Annotated in this window: 16 protein-coding genes; 9 read left to right on the plus strand and 7 right to left on the minus strand. The window is 41.7% G+C overall.

Features of this window, described 5'->3' with window-relative positions:
- Positions 1 to 193: 193 nt before the first annotated feature.
- Both ABD036_RS05675 and ABD036_RS05680 read left to right on the plus strand, forming a co-directional pair.
- Positions 194 to 661, plus strand: a complete 468-nt coding sequence (locus ABD036_RS05675; protein ID WP_343857397.1) for a Dps family protein — start codon at positions 194 to 196, stop codon at positions 659 to 661.
- Positions 662 to 1031: 370 nt separating this feature from the next.
- Positions 1032 to 1556 (plus strand): porin family protein, encoded by a 525-nt coding sequence (locus ABD036_RS05680; protein WP_343857399.1) that lies wholly within the window; start codon positions 1032 to 1034, stop codon positions 1554 to 1556.
- A 50-nt stretch (positions 1557 to 1606) separates the two neighbouring features.
- On the opposite strand, the gene ABD036_RS05685 is transcribed toward ABD036_RS05680, so the two are convergent.
- Entirely contained in the window at positions 1607 to 2035 is a 429-nt protein-coding gene (locus tag ABD036_RS05685) for a hypothetical protein (protein WP_343857401.1), read from the minus strand.
- A 137-nt stretch (positions 2036 to 2172) separates the two neighbouring features.
- A complete protein-coding gene (locus tag ABD036_RS05690; RefSeq protein ID WP_343857404.1) occupies positions 2173 to 2664 on the minus strand; it encodes a GAF domain-containing protein in 492 nt (163 codons plus the stop codon).
- 712 nt (positions 2665 to 3376) lie between these two features.
- Between ABD036_RS05690 and ABD036_RS05695 the strand changes: the two genes are divergently transcribed.
- The 6 genes from ABD036_RS05695 to ABD036_RS05720 all read left to right on the plus strand — a co-directional run bounded on the left by ABD036_RS05695 (position 3377) and on the right by ABD036_RS05720 (position 10647).
- Complete coding sequence (locus ABD036_RS05695) at positions 3377 to 4285, plus strand: porin (protein ID WP_343857406.1); 909 nt, start codon at positions 3377 to 3379, stop codon at positions 4283 to 4285.
- A 588-nt stretch (positions 4286 to 4873) separates the two neighbouring features.
- Complete coding sequence (locus tag ABD036_RS05700) at positions 4874 to 5746, plus strand: cupin-like domain-containing protein (protein WP_343857407.1); 873 nt, start codon at positions 4874 to 4876, stop codon at positions 5744 to 5746.
- A 14-nt stretch (positions 5747 to 5760) separates the two neighbouring features.
- A complete protein-coding gene (locus ABD036_RS05705; RefSeq protein WP_343857409.1) occupies positions 5761 to 6813 on the plus strand; it encodes a ThiF family adenylyltransferase in 1053 nt (350 codons plus the stop codon).
- 537 nt (positions 6814 to 7350) lie between these two features.
- Positions 7351 to 8508 carry a sensor histidine kinase gene (locus ABD036_RS05710; RefSeq protein WP_343857411.1) on the plus strand — a complete coding sequence of 386 codons (1158 nt, stop codon included), beginning with the start codon at positions 7351 to 7353 and terminating at the stop codon, positions 8506 to 8508.
- Positions 8509 to 8512: 4 nt separating this feature from the next.
- Positions 8513 to 8959, plus strand: a complete 447-nt coding sequence (locus tag ABD036_RS05715) for a response regulator (protein WP_343857414.1) — start codon at positions 8513 to 8515, stop codon at positions 8957 to 8959.
- On the plus strand, positions 8956 to 10647 hold the full coding sequence (locus ABD036_RS05720) for a two-component system response regulator (RefSeq protein WP_343857416.1): 1692 nt from the start codon (positions 8956 to 8958) through the stop codon (positions 10645 to 10647). Before ABD036_RS05715 ends, ABD036_RS05720 begins: the two co-directional genes overlap by 4 nt.
- Before the next feature lie 183 nt (positions 10648 to 10830).
- Here ABD036_RS05720 and glmS read toward each other — a convergent pair whose 3' ends face one another.
- The 5 genes from glmS to glmU form a co-directional block, all read right to left on the minus strand.
- Entirely contained in the window at positions 10831 to 12663 is a 1833-nt protein-coding gene (glmS, locus tag ABD036_RS05725; protein WP_343857418.1) for a glutamine--fructose-6-phosphate transaminase (isomerizing), read from the minus strand.
- 9 nt (positions 12664 to 12672) lie between these two features.
- Positions 12673 to 13449 (minus strand): DeoR/GlpR family DNA-binding transcription regulator, encoded by a 777-nt coding sequence (locus ABD036_RS05730; RefSeq protein ID WP_343857420.1) that lies wholly within the window; start codon positions 13447 to 13449, stop codon positions 12673 to 12675.
- A gap of 192 nt (positions 13450 to 13641) precedes the next feature.
- Positions 13642 to 14265 (minus strand): phosphatase PAP2 family protein, encoded by a 624-nt coding sequence (locus ABD036_RS05735; RefSeq protein ID WP_343857422.1) that lies wholly within the window; start codon positions 14263 to 14265, stop codon positions 13642 to 13644.
- 79 nt (positions 14266 to 14344) lie between these two features.
- Positions 14345 to 15034 carry a TVP38/TMEM64 family protein gene (locus ABD036_RS05740; protein WP_343857424.1) on the minus strand — a complete coding sequence of 230 codons (690 nt, stop codon included), beginning with the start codon at positions 15032 to 15034 and terminating at the stop codon, positions 14345 to 14347.
- Positions 15035 to 15275: 241 nt separating this feature from the next.
- Entirely contained in the window at positions 15276 to 16634 is a 1359-nt protein-coding gene (gene glmU, locus ABD036_RS05745) for a bifunctional UDP-N-acetylglucosamine diphosphorylase/glucosamine-1-phosphate N-acetyltransferase GlmU (protein WP_343857426.1), read from the minus strand.
- Between the two features lie 673 nt (positions 16635 to 17307).
- On the opposite strand from glmU, the gene ABD036_RS05750 reads away from it, so the two are divergent.
- Positions 17308 to 18732 (plus strand): sensor domain-containing diguanylate cyclase, encoded by a 1425-nt coding sequence (locus tag ABD036_RS05750; protein WP_343857428.1) that lies wholly within the window; start codon positions 17308 to 17310, stop codon positions 18730 to 18732.
- The last annotated feature ends 2 nt before the right edge of the window (positions 18733 to 18734 follow it).

Below are 18734 nucleotides of genomic sequence, written 5' to 3' on the forward strand. Positions count from 1 at the left end.
CTAGCTTTAATGTCCTTGTCAGCCCGCGCAACGGAGCAGCGGCCTAATCCGTTGTCAAACTACATCATGCATCAAGCAAATGGCATGTCACAACTGAGTTCATTGGTTGAGTCGATACAATTAATCTATATTACTGATTAGATGAGGCACTTTTAATCTGTATCATAGGGGTATTCATCACTAGGAGAACAAAATGAAAATTGATATTGGTATTAATGAATCAGATCGTCAAAGCATTGCCCAAGGATTAAAGCACTTATTGGCAGATAGCTACACACTGTATCTGCAAACCCACAATTTTCACTGGAATGTGACCGGGCCGCAATTTCGAGAGCTACACTTGATGTTCGAAGAACACTACACCGAGCTGGCAGTGGCAGTCGATGATATCGCTGAGCGGATCAGAACATTGGGCGTAGTAGCCCCAGGCACTTACAAAGAATTTGCCAAGTTAAGCCAAGTTAAAGAAGTTGATGGCGTACCGCAAGCTAGCGAGATGGTCGAAATACTCACCAAAGGCCATGAACAAGTGGTCAAAACCTGTCGTAGCGTTTTAAAAATAGCACAGCAAGCCGACGATGAATCTTCGTCAGCCTTGGTCTCAGATCGAATGCGTGTCCATGAAAAAACGGCGTGGATGTTGCGCGCAACAGTGAAATAAAAAAGTAGATTAAAGAGGATCGGAGTGAACAGTCGTTAGTTCATTCCGACCTTATCTTCGCAAGCAGATCTTGACTCTTCTGCTTGAATTACTCAACAGCTGGGACTTATTACGGCTCTGCAGGATACTGTCATCTCATTGTTTACCGAACGAAAGATTCGCTAGTATCAATGACAAGTCCGAGTATGATTCAATTCAATAGAACCTTACTTCAACTATCTATACATCCATCGTCCGCCATCCTTCTTGATTACACAAAATTACAATTATTGGCAATTTGAAACTACATCAATGCTGACTTCAGAATAGACTGCTCTCACCGTTTTTGTTAAACAACAATTACATCGCATTAATCACTATAGGATATAAAATGAAGAAAGTTATATTGTCCGCTCTTACCATTTACTCTTGCCAAACTTTTGCAACTGATGCTGAAAGCCCCTTTTATATTGGTGCATCTTTATTGAATTCTGAAACCAGCTACTTGCACGACAAAAATAGTGACATTGGTTACGCTTTGAGGGCCGGTTACGCATTTTCAGAATACTTGTCGGTAGAAATGGCATATCAAGACTTAGGCACTTTTACTTGGTCTAATAGTCAGTTTGAAGGTGGTGGATCATTTAATTCTGACGCATATTCAATGTCTACAGTAGCGACTTACCCAATTAACGACTTTAGTTTGCATTTAGAATTAGGTTATCAATGGGTAAAAAGAAAAGGTGATATATACTCAGTTGTTGGCAACACCCCACCCTATTCATTTAAAGACAGTAGTCTTATGGCTGGCGTTGGCGCTAGTTACCAGTTGGCAAAAAACATTGATGTAAACCTTACCTATACAAAGTCTAGTCTTTACTCATGGACAAGTTTGGGCTTTAAAGTCGGATTTTAACCTAGCAAAGGGTGGTTATAGCGCTTTTAACCGCCAATTGTTAAGCTATTTTAAACCTTATTAGTTAGCCGCTCCGAAGGGGCTAAGTATACTTGATTTCGGACATCACTCAGATTTGGGTAAAGGATGATTTCGACCAGCGCCCATTTCCCATCCGCTTTCTCGGAGCCTCGTGCACCAGCTTTAAACAGCAGTCGTTTAGTCTCTTCATTGTCAGCCCCAATGACGGCAGACATAGTGGAAAGAAGCCGCCATTTGTCTGGAAATCTATCGTCGCTGAGCATATCTTTCAACATCTTAATTCTGCTTCTCTCAAGCTCGTTTTGCGGTTTTTGCTTTATCCAATGCAGTAAAACGTTTCCGAAAATAGTGAGTAACGACCCAACAATTGCACCAAGTAAACCAATAATTCCTATCCAGAATTTGGTATCAGAAATCACTTGGGTGGCTATTTGAGTAGCGAGTTGAGTATCATTCATATACATATCTTGTATTCGAAAAACGCAAATAGAAAAAGCGTCGTTACCACACAGTATAGTTTCAAAGACAATGAGATGAGGTTGTTTTATTAAAATCGGGATATTTGAGGCGGATTAAAGAACGAAACTATTGGCTGTTATTCAGACTTAAAGAACATCGAAGTGATGTTGGCAATTTTGCGCAGTATATGTTGTTCAGACTGTACCCATTCGATTGGTTTACCCACGGATTCACAACATATAACCCCTTTAGGTTCAAAGTCGTCATGATAAACATAGTCAAATAAAGAATAGATATGATTGGGTTCAAAATAGCCTTTATTAAAGCACTTGGTAGCGGGATGGGTTCTCGCGTCGGATGCCACTAACACCTGCTCAGATAAAATCGCATTAAAATAGTCGGCAAAATCGGTTTTGTTTAATTTCGTTCCAGACGTAAACGTTGCCGGCTCACCTGAAAGGCACATTAAACAAACTATTTCACTTTTATCTTGATTAAATGCCCACAAGCTAACCCTATTAGCATGCGTTATCGCTTGCATCGTAGTTGAACATATTTGCTTAAGTTTTTGTTGGTTGTTTTTGCGTGGATTACTTAACGAAATCAGCAAATCTGTCAACATTTCCATAGAAAAACCGTTTATAATTAATGGGTTAACTTTCGTTAAATTTTAGCACTTTAATCAATCAAGTGGTTCAAATTTATTTCAACTTACCAATTTAAGTGCGTATTTAATCCCATCCAAAAGGGACTAACAACTGGCATTTCGTCTAACCTCAACCAACATAAGTCAGGCATCACAGAACATACTATATCTCGTAATATTAGTCTCTAGCAACTTAGTGTTTTTAAAGCGAACATTATTAAACTGACGATAAGAAAGAGTCTGGCAAACTAAGCGGACAAAGGTGAAGCCGATGTTTGCAACGCGCCCCTTAAGGATGCTTAGTCTATTATAGATGCCAAACATAAGTCTGGTTGCCGCCTTCTTTCTTTTGGCGTCATTTATTGCTCAACTCAGATAACCTAATTACGTTGTAACTGACAAAATTAACTTAGCCATGATAATTAACAGTTGCTATTGCGCCGCGCCAGTTAATTGACTTGGTGTTGCTAAATTTCATTGTCCCTTTTATGTGCGCATTTTCATCAACTAAATGATATTCGAGCACAAAAACCAATGAATTGAACGTTAGATTGGGATAGAGTCCCCTCTAATTAAATTGATACGCGCTTTATTTTAATGTGAATTAGAATATGACTTGTAATACAAATGTAATAAACCAGCCCTATATTCCATACATTGCTATTTAAAACTTTACTATTTGAGAACTGAACACATGAAATTTATAAGCAAACTTTCGTTATCTTTACTCGCAATATCCGTCTCAGCGGCAAGTTTTGCTGATCCTATTACGGTATATGGTAAGGCAAACATTTCTGCTCAAGCGGCAGATGAAGGCGCGGGCAGTTTTACTGAAATCAAAAGTAATGCATCACGATTTGGCGTTAAAGGCGACCTCAAGCTTGATAACGATATGGAGGTTTTGTACACCTTCGAGTGGCAAGTCGATTTAGCCGATGAATCGGGTTCAGATAATATCAAAGCGCGTAATCAATATGTTGGTCTAAAAGGCAGCTTTGGTACGGTTTTATTAGGCAGGAACGACACCGTATTAAAACAATCTCAAGGTAAGATTGACCAATTCAGTGATTACGAAGCTGATATCAAAGGGTTATGGAAAGGCGAGAATCGTATGGGTGATTCAGTCACCTATATTTCACCAACGGCAAATGGCTTTAGCTTAGGCCTGACTTATGTTGCCGAAGATGACGTTGCTGGAGATGACTCCCAATCAATTTCACTTACCTATGGCGACAAAGCGTTGAAAAAAGACAAGTGGTTTGCCTCTGTTGCTGCTGACTTCGATATGAAAGGCTACGATAGTCAACGGTTTTCAGTGCAAGGAAAGTTTGACCAGCTAACCCTTGGCGCAATATTACATCGTCAAGAATCGGTTGAAACTGGCAGCTCGAAAAACGGCGTGATGATGAGTGCAGCCTATACCATTGGTAAGTTAGTGTTAAAAGGTCAATATCAAACCCTTGAAGATGACAATAGTGCAACTATTGGTGCCGATTACAAATTAGGAAAATCCACAAAAGCCTTTATTTGGTACACAGATCGCGGACTAGACAAGAGCGAAGACAAGTCTTGGTTGGCACTGGGTCTTGAACACAAGTTCTAGACGCTCGATTGCAGAGACCGAGTAAAGCCGTTTATTAACAAGTGGTGAAATGAAGAACGTAACGCTGTCGAGAGAAATCTTGGCAGCGTTTTATTATGTAATGCACTGCACTCAGTGCCCAAGCCAAACATCAACTGACGGTAAACTCATTCGTATCACCACACCCTTGGCCACTGTTGAAATGAATCTGTCTGTCAGCAATACAGGGTATGCTTGTCTCGTTTTTATACATTCCAGCGGTTAAAATTTTACAATTAAGCATCTCACACAAACACATTTGAGAACGATTTTCACTCGCCCGTGTCGCTTATTCCTTGATAATAAAACGATAGGCTAATACTCTTCATAATGAATGAACAGACATTGCTTAATATCACTAGGGTTTATTCCTCAAACTCTTTAGTACAGTCATGTGTGCATCGGTTGCTGAAGTAATTACAGTCGGCAATTATCAGCTGTGAGCGCGTGGCGAACTGTGACATCAATAGTGATAGAAGCAAGAAAAGATACTACCCTAATAAAGCGTTCAATCGGTATCAGCTTGGTATCCTTGTGTAACCACAAGTAAAAACTGCAAAGAGAATTTTAATGAAATTGGAAATTGATAGAATCGCCTACAGTGAATTCGATTTTGATACGTATTTTAACGAATATATCGTGCCTAAAAAGCCCGTCATTGTAGAAGGTGTATTTACCTTTGATAGCGACAAAGTCACGCCTGAATACGTCAAAGAGAATTTTTCGAACGAATCAAAAAAAGAACTAGGCTGGTTTGATTCTGACTTGGTGGATAATGAAATCATCGCCATCCCCGATTTTGTAAAAAAAATATTGGCTCGCGAAGAGTATGCTGTGCGTAAATCGCCGATGCGCGTTTTTATGCAGCCCCAAGGTCACATTACCTTGCCTCACTATGATGGCAACAGTTTACACGGACTTAACCAACAAGTGATTGGTGAGAAACGGTGGATATTAACGTCGCCTAAAACTCCCCTACCCTGTATGCCTTTTATGTATGCGGGCCTGGTGGGCAGAGATTTCGTCTACGCCCCAGAAAAATACGATTTTTACGACTTTATCAGCAAGCCCGGTGATGTGGTTTCAATCCCTCCATACTGGTTTCACGAAGTTCACTCTTTGGGCAAGGTGAACTGCAACGCCAATTGGGTTTTCACCCCCAAAAAACCTGACGAAAGTACCGGGTTAGGCAAGCGCGAAGTTGAAATTGTCAAATTGCGTAAAACCTGGCCCTTTGTCAATAAGGCCTTTTTCCCCGATGAGTTTTCCAACTACGGAGGACAAGGAGAAGAGCTGATAAAAACCTACAGCGAGAATGTTGGCATGACCCGAATGGTAGGACGCTTTGTCAAAGAACTTGCGGCGTTCCCAAAAACGATTTTGATGGCAAAGCAATTGCGTAGCAGAGCTGACGAATTTAAAAAGAATAACTTTAACGTCTAATTAAGGAACGATGCATGTTCGATTATCATAAAGCGTTTAAGCGAAATTTAGGCTGGATAACACCAGAAGAACAAGAAAAAATCAGAAATGCCACCTTTGCGGTAGGCGGTTTAGGTGGCGTTGGCGGTGATCATGCGATTACGATGGCCAGAATGGGCGCGCAGAATTTCCACATTGCCGATCTAGATGATTATGATTACAGTAATTTCAACCGTCAGGCAGGCGCAAACGTAGACACCGTGGGAATAGCTAAATCTCAGATATTGGAAGAAACCATAAAAGCCATCAACCCTGATGCAAATATTAAAAACTTCACCAATGGCATTCAAAAAGACAATGTTGATGAGTTTCTCGATGGTGTTGACGTTTATCTCGATAGCCTTGATATATTTGCGGTAGAAATACGCCGGCTCACGTTTCAAAAGTGTCACGAAAAGAACATTCCCGCGTTAACTGCTGGACCTATGGGTATGGGCGTCGCCTTTATGGCCTTTTTGCCCGGCAAAGGCATGAGCTTTGCTGACTATTTTGGAATGAACTCACCTTGTCCTAAGTTTCTTGAAAAACACAAAGACGATCCTGTCGCCATGCACATGCACAAGTTAGAAGTGTACATTGATAATATTATCCGCTTTGTAGTGGGTGTGGGACCCACCGTGCAACAACGGCACTACCTGATGGATAAAAGTAAAGTCGACTTTTTCACCAAAGATCTCCCCTCGACTAAAATGGGCATTGATTTGGCCTCCGGTACGCTATGTACCAACGTTATCAAACTGGTGGTAAATCGTGGCAAGGTAATTTGCGCCCCTAGAGGTTTACACTTTGATGCGTTCCACAACAACCTTGAGAAGACATGGCGCCCGGGCGGACATGCCAACCCCATGCTGCAGTTCATAAGACGATTTATCAAAGGTCAGTTTAAAATTAATGAAAAACTTGATTGGATAAGAAAGACCCTCAATGAGCAGCAACAACAAGGACGCTTAAAGGAGAGCTATTCGGAAGAAGAAATGTACAACATGCTAATGGAATTTGACGAGCAACGCAGAAACAACGCCCAATAGTTAAAGCCGGGGCGAGTTGAATATTCAACTCGCCACATTGATCTGCCGACGTAATAGTCCTGTAAACTCATTTTTGGCTTTTATAATAGTAATCACAGTGACCTCGGCGGTGCATAGCATATTGCAAGACTGACGTTAACTAATCCTAGTAAAAAAGCTTTTCAGGCAAAATAATAATGTTAATAAAGACGTTTATTCTAAACATAGCCCGATTATTTAGCCGATTGAGTGATGCACTCAAATACTAATAAAATCGAAACCGCGTGGAAAAAATTAATCACTATTCCATCAATGACATTATTGTCTTTTTCGTTAAAACGCGTCTAATGTTAAAAACAGAATTCGCGCTACTGATACTTTTTTATGGTGAAATGAATCGCGATTTAAAGGGTGTTGCCTAGCTCAATTTAGCGGTGTTTGGGAGATTGTTAGTGCCAACAGACGCTCCCTAATGTATCGAAGATGCACCGCAGCTAGAGTCTTCATTTAATGTAACCAATAGCGAATGCTATCTTATCAGTTAGAAAGAGAATTAAATTGAATATAACCGATATACTGTTTAGTGATGAATTTATGCCACATGGCATGTGTTATTTGTGGCAACCCGATTTACTATGGCTTCATGTCGTGTCAGACGCACTAATCTTTTTAGCCTATACCAGTATCCCTATTACTCTAGTTTATATTTTAAGAATCAGAAAAGACCTGATTTTTTCCAAGGTCATGGCGTTATTTGGTGCCTTTGTCTTGTTGTGCGGTTTCACACATGCGATTTCTATTTGGACAGTTTGGAACGGAGCATATTGGTTTAGCGGAAGCGTTAAAGGCGTTACGGCACTCGTCTCGGTAGCAACCGCCATTATGCTTTGGAAACTGGTACCAACTCTCAAGGAATTACCGACTGTAGAAAAATTAAGAATTGAGGTTGAAAGGCGAAAATTGGCTGAGGCCAAACTTACCGCTGAATCTCAGCGATTACTAGACAGTAATGATGAGCTCCAAGCTTTCGCAAATGCATCTTCTCACGACCTTAAGTCTCCTCTAAGAGGCATTCGTCAACTTGCAGGCTGGATTAAAGAAGATCTCGAAAATGAGAAGGTGGTCTTATCTGAAGAGACCAAAAGCCACTTTGATCTGATGAACTCACGAATAATAAGAATGGAAACACTACTTGAGGATTTACTAGAGTATTCTAAAATTGGAATGCATCAAAATGAGATAACACTTATCGATTGCAGTAACTTATGTTCAGAGCTCTTTGACATGCTCAACAGTGATAAAGGAATCCAATTGCATTTGCAGCCCGGACTACCCGCTTTTAAGACCATGGCCGCACCCTTTGCTCAAGTGCTCCGAAACCTGCTAGATAATGCCATAAAGCATCATCATGACAGCAATGGAAATATCTGGGTAAAATATAACGAACTCGAAGACTATTATGAGTTCACGATTCAAGATGACGGACCAGGCGTAAACCCTAACGATTTTAGCAAAATCACGCAACTTTTTAGTACCTTAAAACCCAAAGATGAAGTTGAGGGAAGTGGAATGGGCCTTGCCATCATCGACAAAATCATCACCAACTTTACTGGAACGCTTAATTTCGCTGCCAATTCAGATTCAGGCCTCAGTGTGATATTCACATGGCCCAAAGAAACAAAGCTAAAACAAACATTGGCGCAACTGCGAGAATAGATATATGAAAGAAGTGGACGATAAGCTAGTTAACATTCTACTCATGGAAGACGACGACATTGATGCTAAGGGCTTGATGAGAGCATTTAAAAAGCACCAGATATCAAACCCTGTGACGCGAGTAACCAATGGTTTGGAAGGCTTAAAATTATTGCGAAGTAACGCTGTGCCCAAGCCATTAATTGTTTTACTCGATTTAAATATGCCTAGAATGAATGGTATTGAATTTTTGAATGAGCTTAGAAACGACGAACAGTTGAAAGAGACTGTGGTTTTTGTCTTAACCACGTCTCACTCAGAGGTCGATTTATTAGCTGCCTACGAGCGCAATATTGCCGGCTACATCGTAAAAACCAATCTAAAAACAAGTTTTGACAGGCTAATTGAAATGTTAACGTCTTACTGGAATATCAGTGAGTTACCCCCAAATAAGAGGGTCCGCAATCCATGAAGGTACTCTTGGTCGATGATGATCAACTTGATCGTATGGCAACCAAACGTCTGCTCAAAAAATCTCTGAATGATATCAACATTGTTGAATCTGATACCGGCAAAAATGCGGTAGAAATGATCAAGGCAAATCAATTCGACTTGATTTTACTTGATTATAATTTACCCGATATAAACGGTTTAGACATTTTGATAGAAATTAACACTGATTCACTTGGTAATGCCGCCGTGCTATTTCTATCAGGAGAAGAAAATGAAGTTTTGGCCAAACGATGTCTTGAACACGGCGCTCAGGATTTTTTACAAAAAAAGCATTTAACTTCAAACCACTTAATCAAGGCGATTACTCACGCGAAATTACGCCACAAAAATGAACACGAGTTAGAAGTTAACCGTCAAAAAATGCAACAGCTTGCTGAGCATGACCAATTAACTGGATTACTAAATCGTTACGCTTTTGAAACCCGAGTTGCCGATAAAAATGGCTTTGGTAGACGCACAGTCGACAGCCGAAGCTTAATGCTACTTGATCTCGACAATTTCAAATGGATCAATGACACCTTTGGTCATGACGCTGGCGATCATATATTGAAAACGGTTGCCCAGCGTTTGCAACATGTTTGCCGAGAGAATGATCTTATCTGTCGTCTTGGCGGTGATGAATTTGCGATTGCTATAGCGTGTAAAGATGCAGATTACTCCTCTTCCGTCGCTGATAGGATCTTCAAACGACTTAAGCCCCCCATTCCAATCGGCAGTATCGATATTACGATTGAATGCAGTATTGGCATTGCCGATCTCCCAGAAGAAACTGTAAATTTACACGAAGCGCTAAAACAAGCGGATTTGGCGATGTATAAAGCGAAAGCGGAGGGTCGCAACAGGTTTCACTATTTTAGTGAGTCTTTGCAGTCGATTGCCATACGACGAATGAGCGTGCATTCCGACTTAAGAACAGCGATAAAGAGAGAAGAGTTTGTGGTTTTTTATCAGCCACAATTTGATTCGCATGGTAAATCCATTATTGGCATTGAAGCACTAGTTCGTTGGCAACATCCCAGCAAAGGGTTACTCAACCCGGCTGATTTTTTAGATATTGCCGAAGAAACAGGGTTAATTGTAGAGATTGACAAGCTAGTGATTAGTGCAGCGAGTAAGCAGTATGCGCAATGGAAAAGCCAATTACCGAGTTTTGATAACATTAAAATGGCGATCAATATCTCAGCGCGGCAATTTAAAGATGAGGGTTTTTTACCCACTATTCAAACGACCTTGGAAGAATTCAGTTTAGACCCGAGTAATATTGAATTAGAAATAGTCGAAAGCGAACTAGTACAAGATTTCACAATTGCATTGTCAGTTATAAATAGATTAAATGACTTAGGTATTGCTGTCGCTATTGATGACTTTGGAACGGGATACTCCTCCTTGAGTTATTTAAAACGATTAAATGTGCAAACGCTTAAAGTTGATCGATCATTTTTAGAAGATGTGCCAACTAGCGAAGTAAGTTGTCGCCTGTTACGGGGATTAATCAATCTCGGCAAGTCGATGGAATTAAAGATTGTAGTTGAAGGAGTGGAAACACAAGAGCATCTGAATAAATGCATAGAATACGACGCTGATGTTTCACAGGGTTATTTCTTTGCTAAACCAATGATCGCAAGTGACATTGAGAAGTTTTTTTAAATCCATACTTAATGAACAACTTGATATTGCCGAAAGATATTTGCCTCAAATACGCAATTTATTCTAAAGCAAACTTCAAATCTTTCGTTTAAGGGTAATAAGCAGCCTTATCTTTAGACTGCTTATCATTATCACTTTCCAACTTTATTCACAATCTACAATAGTTGTAAACAACCGGCCCTCTTACTCAACCGTGACCGACTTCGCTAAATTTCTTGGCTGATCCACGTCAGTGCCTTTAATCACCGCAACGTAGTATGAAAGCAGCTGCAGCGGAATAGTATAAACTATCGGTGCTATCGGCGATTCGCAGTGAGGTACGTTGATCACGCGCATGGTTTCGTCGCTTTGGAAGTGGGCGTTTTTATCGGCAAACACATACATAATTCCGCCGCGCGCGCGCACTTCTTCAACATTCGATTTGAGCTTTTCCAGTAGCTCGTTGTTCGGTGCCACCACAATCACTGGCATCTCATCGTCGATTAGTGCCAAGGGACCGTGTTTTAGCTCGCCTGAGGCATAGGCTTCGGCGTGAATGTAGGAAATTTCTTTCAGCTTAAGCGCGCCTTCCATCGCGATAGGATATTGATCGCCTCGCCCTAAGAACAGCGAATGATGTTTATCGGCAAATTCCTCGGCTAAGTCTTCGATGCCTGCTGTTAACGCTAATGTTTCTTCCAATTTACTTGGCAGACTATGCAGCCCATCGATGATGGATTTTTTATCTTCCGCAGAGATACCATTATATTTTCCAAGTGCCAGAGTTAGCATCAAAAAGCCGGTCAATTGCGTCGTAAACGCTTTAGTAGAAGCGACACCAATTTCAGCACCGGCAAGTGTCATGAAGGCCATATCGGATTCACGCACCAAAGAAGAACCCGGCACGTTGCAAATCGTTAGGCTCGACATATAGCCAGCTTGCTTAGCTAATCTCAGCGCCGCAAGTGTGTCGGCGGTTTCGCCTGATTGAGAAATCGTTACCAATAAACTGTTGGGGTGAACCACAGATTTGCGATAGCGAAATTCGGAGGCTATCTCGACATTACAAGACACATTTGCATATTGCTCTAACCAATAACGGGCTGTCATACCTGAATGGTAACTGGTGCCACACGCGATAATTTGCACATGCTTAATATCTTTCAGAATAGCTTCGGAGCCTGCACCAAATATACCTTCAACAATGTCGCTTTCACCCAGTCTATCTTGCAGGGTATTACGCACCACCGTTGGTTGTTCGTGGATCTCTTTTAACATGTAGTGGCGGTAGCCGGCTTTGTCACCCGCGTCATGTTCTATTTCTGAATCAAACACTTCACGTTCAACTTTTTCGCCATTGGTGTTGTAAACAGTCACAGAGGTTCGGGTAATTTCCGCTACATCGCCTTCTTCTAAAAACATAAAGCGTCGAGTAACGGGGAGCAGTGCCATTTGATCTGAGGCAATGAAGTTTTCCCCAATCCCTAACCCAATCACCAAAGGACTGCCTGAGCGAGCAACAACCACTCGCTCGGAATCCATTTTATCCATGATCACGGTACCGTACGCACCATGAAACTGTTTTACTGAGTCTTGAACTGCAGCTAACAGATCTTTACCTTTTTTGATTTCTTCGTGCACGGTGTGAGCGATAGTCTCGGTGTCGGTGTCTGAACCAAAGGTATAACCTTTGCTTTGCAATTCTGCTCTGAGACTTTCGTAATTTTCGATAATGCCATTGTGCACTACCGCAATGCGCTCGTCTGAGAAATGTGGATGGGCATTTTTCTGGTTAACACCACCATGAGTGGCCCAACGGGTGTGGGCGATGCCGGTTGAACCTTTCACTGGGTTAGCAGCTATGGCATCACTTAAGGCTTGCACCTTGCCTACTTGTCGCTCACGCGTAAGATTTCCATGTCCGTCAAGCAATGCAACACCAGCGGAATCATATCCACGGTATTCCAGCCGTCTTAATCCCTCAAGTAGAATTTCAACCACGTTACGTTCGGCAATTGCGCCTACGATCCCACACATATTAATCTCCTAATGTGTTTCTGATATTTGGGCGCAAAGTACGGTTACGCCATGTTGTTCAATGGACTGTTTGGCATCCGCATCGATGCCATCGTCAGTAACCAAGATAGAAATTTGCGACCAAGGCAATTCTACATTGGGAATTTTTCGTTGTAATTTCTCAGACTCAGCCATCACGACGACTTGCTGAGCAACCTCAGCCATAGTGCGACTTAATGAGGTTAATTCATTAAATGTGGTCGAGCCACGATGAATATCCAGCCCTGCGGCTCCTAAAAATGCTTGATCAAAATTATAGGCTCTGAGCATCTGTTCAGCCATTTGCCCTTGAAAAGAATGAGACTGCTGATCCCAAGTGCCACCGGTCATTAGCACTTGCGGTTCATTCTCGCCCTCTAGCAATGTATTGGCGACCTGCAGTGAGTTGGTCATCACTACCAATCCCATTTTGCTGGGCAAGTGAGGCAACAGGGCTGAAGTAGTGCTACCGCCATCGATAATAATTCGATTATGGTCTTGGATAAGTGTTGCTGCGACTGCGGCAATTGCTTTCTTTCGATTCGATAGTTTTTCGTTGGATAATTCTGAAGATTCAGCGGGTAAAAGCACCGCTCCGCCAAAGCGCCGCAGCAGCAACCCATTATTTTCAAGCTCCGCCAAATCCTTTCGAATCGTGACTTCGGAAGTAGAAAATAGTTTTGATAGTTCATCAACAGCCACTTCGCCGCGCTCATTCAAGCGCTCTATGATGGATCGACGACGTTGTTGAGTATTTCGTTTCTGCACTAAAACCTGCACTATCGAAAGGGTTATATTTCAAATCGAAAGCAATAATAGTTATTATATTTCGTTTTGCAAGTATATTATTCGATAATTAAGTATAATGTGCAGGAAACTTGGTTTACTGGTAATGCATTTCGAATCGAAAGGTTAGTGTCAATTCAAACGATAAAGAGCTTATTACTCGCGGCATATCATCTATATCTGTAACCAATTTTTTGCTCGACAATAACGTACTATAAACAATGAAAGCATTGCCCAGCCAGTGCCGGTCATCCAACCAGCTAGTACATCAGTAGGCCAATGCACGCCAAGATATACTCGGCTAACACCTACAGCAACGGTTAAAATCACAGCGACAAAAAAGAAATAAGACTTAATCCGTCGTTCAAACCCTACTTTCGCCAGCATACCCGCGATGGTGAAATAGATAAGCGATGACATCATCGCATGGCCACTTGGGAAACTACTTGTGTATACATAGCTCCCGTGAGGTACGAGATCGGGACGCGGCCGCGTGAATCCATATTTGAGCGCGAAACTGACCGTTATCCCAGTCGTGATGGCGACAAAGAAGCTCCACGCCAGCGTGTGATTCCCGCTGAGCAGTAAGTAGGAAAAGACCATCAGTGAAATTGCAACTAAAATGCCGACACCACCAAAGGCGGTAATATCTCGCATCATTTCTTCGACCCACATAGGTCCAATTGGATCACTGACATCGTATTCGTTTCTGAGCATCAGTAAAATTTTTTCGTCAATATGGGCGCTGCTACCGGCAATGACGACACTGGATAGCTGAACAAAACCAAAAATGATCATGCAAATTACCAAGAAAAGGAAAAGTTGCCTGGTATCTTTTGCAATAAAAGAGATCATAAACACCTCGCTTAATTCGTTTTTATAACCTTTGCATTTTATTTCTAAAGTAATAGTGCGACACAGCTAAGGTAATGATAGTGATGGTTAGTCCTAAGCCCAACATTACCCAATGCGCTGTATCAGGGCCGCTCTCCTCGGCTAGTATGCTTCTTCCACCTATCCAACCAATGTAAACGTACATTAACGTTAGTGGTAGCTGCCCAATAAGGGTGTAAAGAGCATATGGCGTATAGGCAACATCACTTGCTCCTAACCCATAGTTTTTTACCACAGCAGGCAAAAATGTATTAAGGCGCAGCAAAACAATCACTTTGCCGGACTCTGACTCGACCAATTTGAGCACTTTTTTGCCTTTTTCTGAGGCTTCCATTTTGGTGCAGAAAAAATCACGAAAGAAATATCGAGATATTACAAAGGTCACTGAAGCTGCTGTCAATCCACACAAAGAGGCTAAGATCGCTGCTTGAGTAAACGAGAACAATATACCTGCGCCTATATTAAAAACAGAACTGGGAAAAGACAGACTAACTAATGTGATGTATAAAAGTGCGTAAATTGCGATACTCCAACCGCCAAAAGATTGGATATATTCAACTGCCTCTATTATTTGTTCTTTTTTAATTGCCACTTTCCACAAAAAAATAACGGCTAATGCAATTACTAAAAATAGACCGGTCATTTTTAGGATTTCTTGGTTGCGCTCTTTCATAATATGCTCCGCTTGGTTCAAGGCAGCAGTTATCTAAATAAAGTTGACATCGCCTCGATGAAATAGCTCGAGCTTTACAATATTCATATTGTGTGCCACAAAATAAATCAATACTTTCAATAAGTTAGAATTTAAAAGGTTTTGAGTTCACAACTAATTTACAATCCATTGTAAATATTGCTTGTTTAGCGGTAATGAAAAAGCCAGCACGAATGGCTGGCTTTGCTGATGCGATGAAACACTATTTTTTGACTGGCCGTTCCCACCCTTGAATATTACGCTGTTTACTGCGAGCGATGCCTAGATGCTCATCGTCGAGATCTTTGGTGAGCACTGAACCGGCACCGACGGTTGCATTAACCCCAACTTTCACTGGGGCAACGAGCGAACTGTTTGAACCAATAAATGCGCCATCGCCAATGATAGTTCTAGATTTATTTACACCATCATAATTGCAAGTAATGGTACCAGCGCCAATATTCGCTCCTACTCCTACCTCAGTGTCACCTAAATATGACAGGTGGTTTGCTTTGGAGCCCTTACCTAAAATGGTTTTTTTCATTTCAACGAAATTACCAACTTTAGATTTGTCATGCATTACTGCTCCTGGGCGTAATCTGCCGAATGGACCCACAGTACAGTGTTGATGAATAATGGCTTGTTCAATGACTGAATTGGCTTCAATCACGCTACCGTCACCTATCTCGCAGTCTATTAATATACAATTTGGACCAATCTGTACGTTGTTGCCCAGCACAACACGGCCTTTGACAATCACATTTACATCGATGCTACAGTCTTCACCAAACTCAATGCTGCCGCGCAAGTCAAATCGATTGGGATCTATGATGTACAAGCCTTCCATTAATAACTGTTGGGCTTTTTCAATTTGATAGGCACGTTCGATCATTGCCAGTTGCTTGCGGTTGTTGATCCCTTCTACCTCTACCGCGCTACTTGGGTGCGAGGCCTTAATTATTTTACCTTCGTTAGCAGCCATTTCGATCACATCGGTAAGGTAGAATTCGCCTTGTGCGTTGTCACTTTTAAGCGCAGACAACCAACGCTTCAGATCTGCACCGCCCATGATCATCATGCCGGTATTAATTTCTTTGATTTCTCGCTGAACTAGACTTGCGTCCTTGTGTTCCACTATGGCTTTTACGTTCTCACCCTCTCGAATGATCCTGCCCATTCCGGTGGGATCGTCAAGCTTTACCGTCAACAATGCCAAATCTGACTGTTTCTTTACATCAATAAGCTGCTGAAGAGTTGAGGCTTTGATCAGCGGCGCATCACCAACCAGAATCAGTACATCCTCATCATCTTGAATATGTGGAGCCGCTTGCTGCACTGCGTGACCCGTACCTAACTGCTCAGCCTGCAAACACCAATTTAGATCGTTATGGGCTAGCGTTTGTTTTAACTGTTCTCCGCCATGACCATAAATTAGATGAATATTTTCCGCACCTAGGGTCTTCACTGTGTCGATTATGTGTTGAACCATCGGTTTCTCGGCAATTGGGTGAAGTACTTTGGGCAATTGCGACTTCATGCGCGTCCCTTTACCAGCGGCCAAAATAACCACAGAAAATGTCATATAAGTTCCTTAATAATTTAATCTGACGTTATTCTACTCATGCCTTAACAAAGGTCTAGTGCCAGAGAGTGTTTTATCTCAGTACAGATTCACATACTTACTTAAAACATGCCTGTCCATGTTAATCCTAAACATGCCTGTCCACGTTAATTCTTAAACATGCCTGTCCATGTTAATTCCTAAACATGCCTGTCCACGTTAATTCTAAACATGCCTGTCCATGTTAATCATGTTAATTCTTAAACATGCCAATCCTAAACATGCCTGTCCATGTTAATCCCTAAACATGCCTGTCCACGTTAATTCTTAAACATGCCTGTCCACGTTAATTCCTAAACATGCCTGTCCATGTTAATTCCTAAACATGCCTGTCCATGTTAATCCTTAAGCATGCCTGTCCATGTTAATCCTAAACATGCCTGTCCATGTTAATTCTTAAACATGCCTGTCCATGTTAATGCTTAAACATGCCTGTCCATGTTAATGCTTAACTGTGAATGTCGGTTATTAGCTACAAAAAAGTGAGAGGTGGTGTTCTGTTTGCTGATTGTGGGGCGTCTAGGGAGGTTAAATTATTATTGTTTTGCTGTGAATGTCGAATTTGCATGGAACTGTGAGTGACAAGCGGTTATTATGTGAGCGTCGGTATAATTACGTAGAAATTGGATTTCTTTTGAACGCGTTTCGCTCACTATATAGAAGTTTCTTGATACTTTTCGCTGTGGTGGTGGTATCAATTGTCACTTTGGTACATTTCACTGCTTCCAAAATAGTGGCGGAACAAAGTCGTGCCCAGCAACAATCAATCTCACCTGCTATCTCGCTAATCGTTGATCAGTTATTAAAACCGCTTCATGTCTCGCAAACCTTGGCCGAGGCAAAAGAGCTTAAAGACCTGATGAAAAACCCAGAGGTAGACGAAAAAACGGTATTCGAGATGCTTCGGCGACTCGAGCTAGAGTTCGATATGGAGTTTTTTATCGCTAGCGATTTAACGCGTATGCAGTACAACTCAAATGGTACTAAGTTGGCGTTAGTAGAAGGCAAGGTAGATTGGTATTTTCGTTATAAAGAATGGCAGCAAGACGCAATCGCTGATATTGGCCAATGGGAAGACCCGAATTTCTATATTGATTTAAAAGTGTATGACGACAAAAAATTCGTCGGATTTTTTGGCATAAGCAAAAGTTTAGACAGTTTCGTCGACATATTCGCACAGTATAAAGCGCTGCACGGTTATGATTTTATTTTTGTCGATCAAGACGACAACATTGCCCTGTCTTCAGATCCAGAGCTGATTGTGAATAAAACCGTTTTCACCACGTTACAAAGTCTCGAGTGGTATGAAGGATTAAGTTCAGAACGAATTGCCAAAGGGTCACTCAACAATGCTTTGGTGTCCATTAATGGTAAAGATGCGTTGATTGCTGAAGTGAAGGTAGATCCCTTTGGCTGGACTATGTATTTACTTACTCCCTTGCAAGCCAGACAAACCGAAATAAGTCGAAGCTTTATCGTCAGCGTAGTTACCTTGCTCGTGATCATTTTTGCATTGTTCTTTTTGATTTATCACCTGCTTTATCACTTCAAAAAAGACATGCAGAAAAACTTTCAAACCGATCCGCTTACGCGCCTGCCCAATCGTAATAAAGTGGAACTGCGTTATGCCGAGATGCTCGATAAAAAGCAGTCTGTGGGTCTTATATTGATTGATATTGACCACTTTAAAACCGTAAACGATACCCATGGTCACAACGCGGGCGATCAAGTACTTCGACAAATCGCAAAGCTGTTACAAAATCAATTGCGCGATGGTGATGTGGTCGGTCGTTGGGGCGGTGAAGAATTTGTATTGCTATTACCTGACACCACCGCAGATCAAGCCTTTGAAGTGGCGCAAAAACTACGTGAAAACTTAGCAAAAATGACCGCTTCAACGGGCTCCATATCGTTGCAAGTTACTGCCAGTTTCGGGGTATCTCACACCGATACCGAACGCGCCCTTACTGACTTACTTGGTTATGCCGATGATGCGCTTTATCAAGCAAAACGTGACGGTCGTAATATGGTGAAAATGCAGTTGGCTAAGGCTGCATAATC

It is taken from the genome of Aliiglaciecola litoralis (assembly GCF_039523355.1).
Taxonomy (GTDB): domain Bacteria; phylum Pseudomonadota; class Gammaproteobacteria; order Enterobacterales; family Alteromonadaceae; genus Aliiglaciecola; species Aliiglaciecola litoralis.

Bases quoted from the DNA above. Each gene is read 5' to 3' on its own strand.
- ABD036_RS05675 (WP_343857397.1), top strand. From the start codon at position 194: ATGAAAATTGATATTGGTATTAATGAATCAGATCGTCAAAGCATTGCC.
- ABD036_RS05680 (WP_343857399.1), top strand. From the start codon at position 1,032: ATGAAGAAAGTTATATTGTCCGCTCTTACCATTTACTCTTGCCAAACT.
- ABD036_RS05685 (WP_343857401.1), bottom strand. From the start codon at position 2,035: ATGAATGATACTCAACTCGCTACTCAAATAGCCACCCAAGTGATTTCT.
- ABD036_RS05690 (WP_343857404.1), bottom strand. From the start codon at position 2,664: ATGGAAATGTTGACAGATTTGCTGATTTCGTTAAGTAATCCACGCAAA.
- ABD036_RS05695 (WP_343857406.1), top strand. From the start codon at position 3,377: ATGAAATTTATAAGCAAACTTTCGTTATCTTTACTCGCAATATCCGTC.
- ABD036_RS05700 (WP_343857407.1), top strand. From the start codon at position 4,874: ATGAAATTGGAAATTGATAGAATCGCCTACAGTGAATTCGATTTTGAT.
- ABD036_RS05705 (WP_343857409.1), top strand. From the start codon at position 5,761: ATGTTCGATTATCATAAAGCGTTTAAGCGAAATTTAGGCTGGATAACA.
- ABD036_RS05715 (WP_343857414.1), top strand. From the start codon at position 8,513: ATGAAAGAAGTGGACGATAAGCTAGTTAACATTCTACTCATGGAAGAC.
- ABD036_RS05720 (WP_343857416.1), top strand. From the start codon at position 8,956: ATGAAGGTACTCTTGGTCGATGATGATCAACTTGATCGTATGGCAACC.
- glmS (WP_343857418.1), bottom strand. From the start codon at position 12,663: ATGTGTGGGATCGTAGGCGCAATTGCCGAACGTAACGTGGTTGAAATT.
- ABD036_RS05735 (WP_343857422.1), bottom strand. From the start codon at position 14,265: ATGATCATTTTTGGTTTTGTTCAGCTATCCAGTGTCGTCATTGCCGGT.
- ABD036_RS05740 (WP_343857424.1), bottom strand. From the start codon at position 15,034: ATGAAAGAGCGCAACCAAGAAATCCTAAAAATGACCGGTCTATTTTTA.
- glmU (WP_343857426.1), bottom strand. From the start codon at position 16,634: ATGACATTTTCTGTGGTTATTTTGGCCGCTGGTAAAGGGACGCGCATG.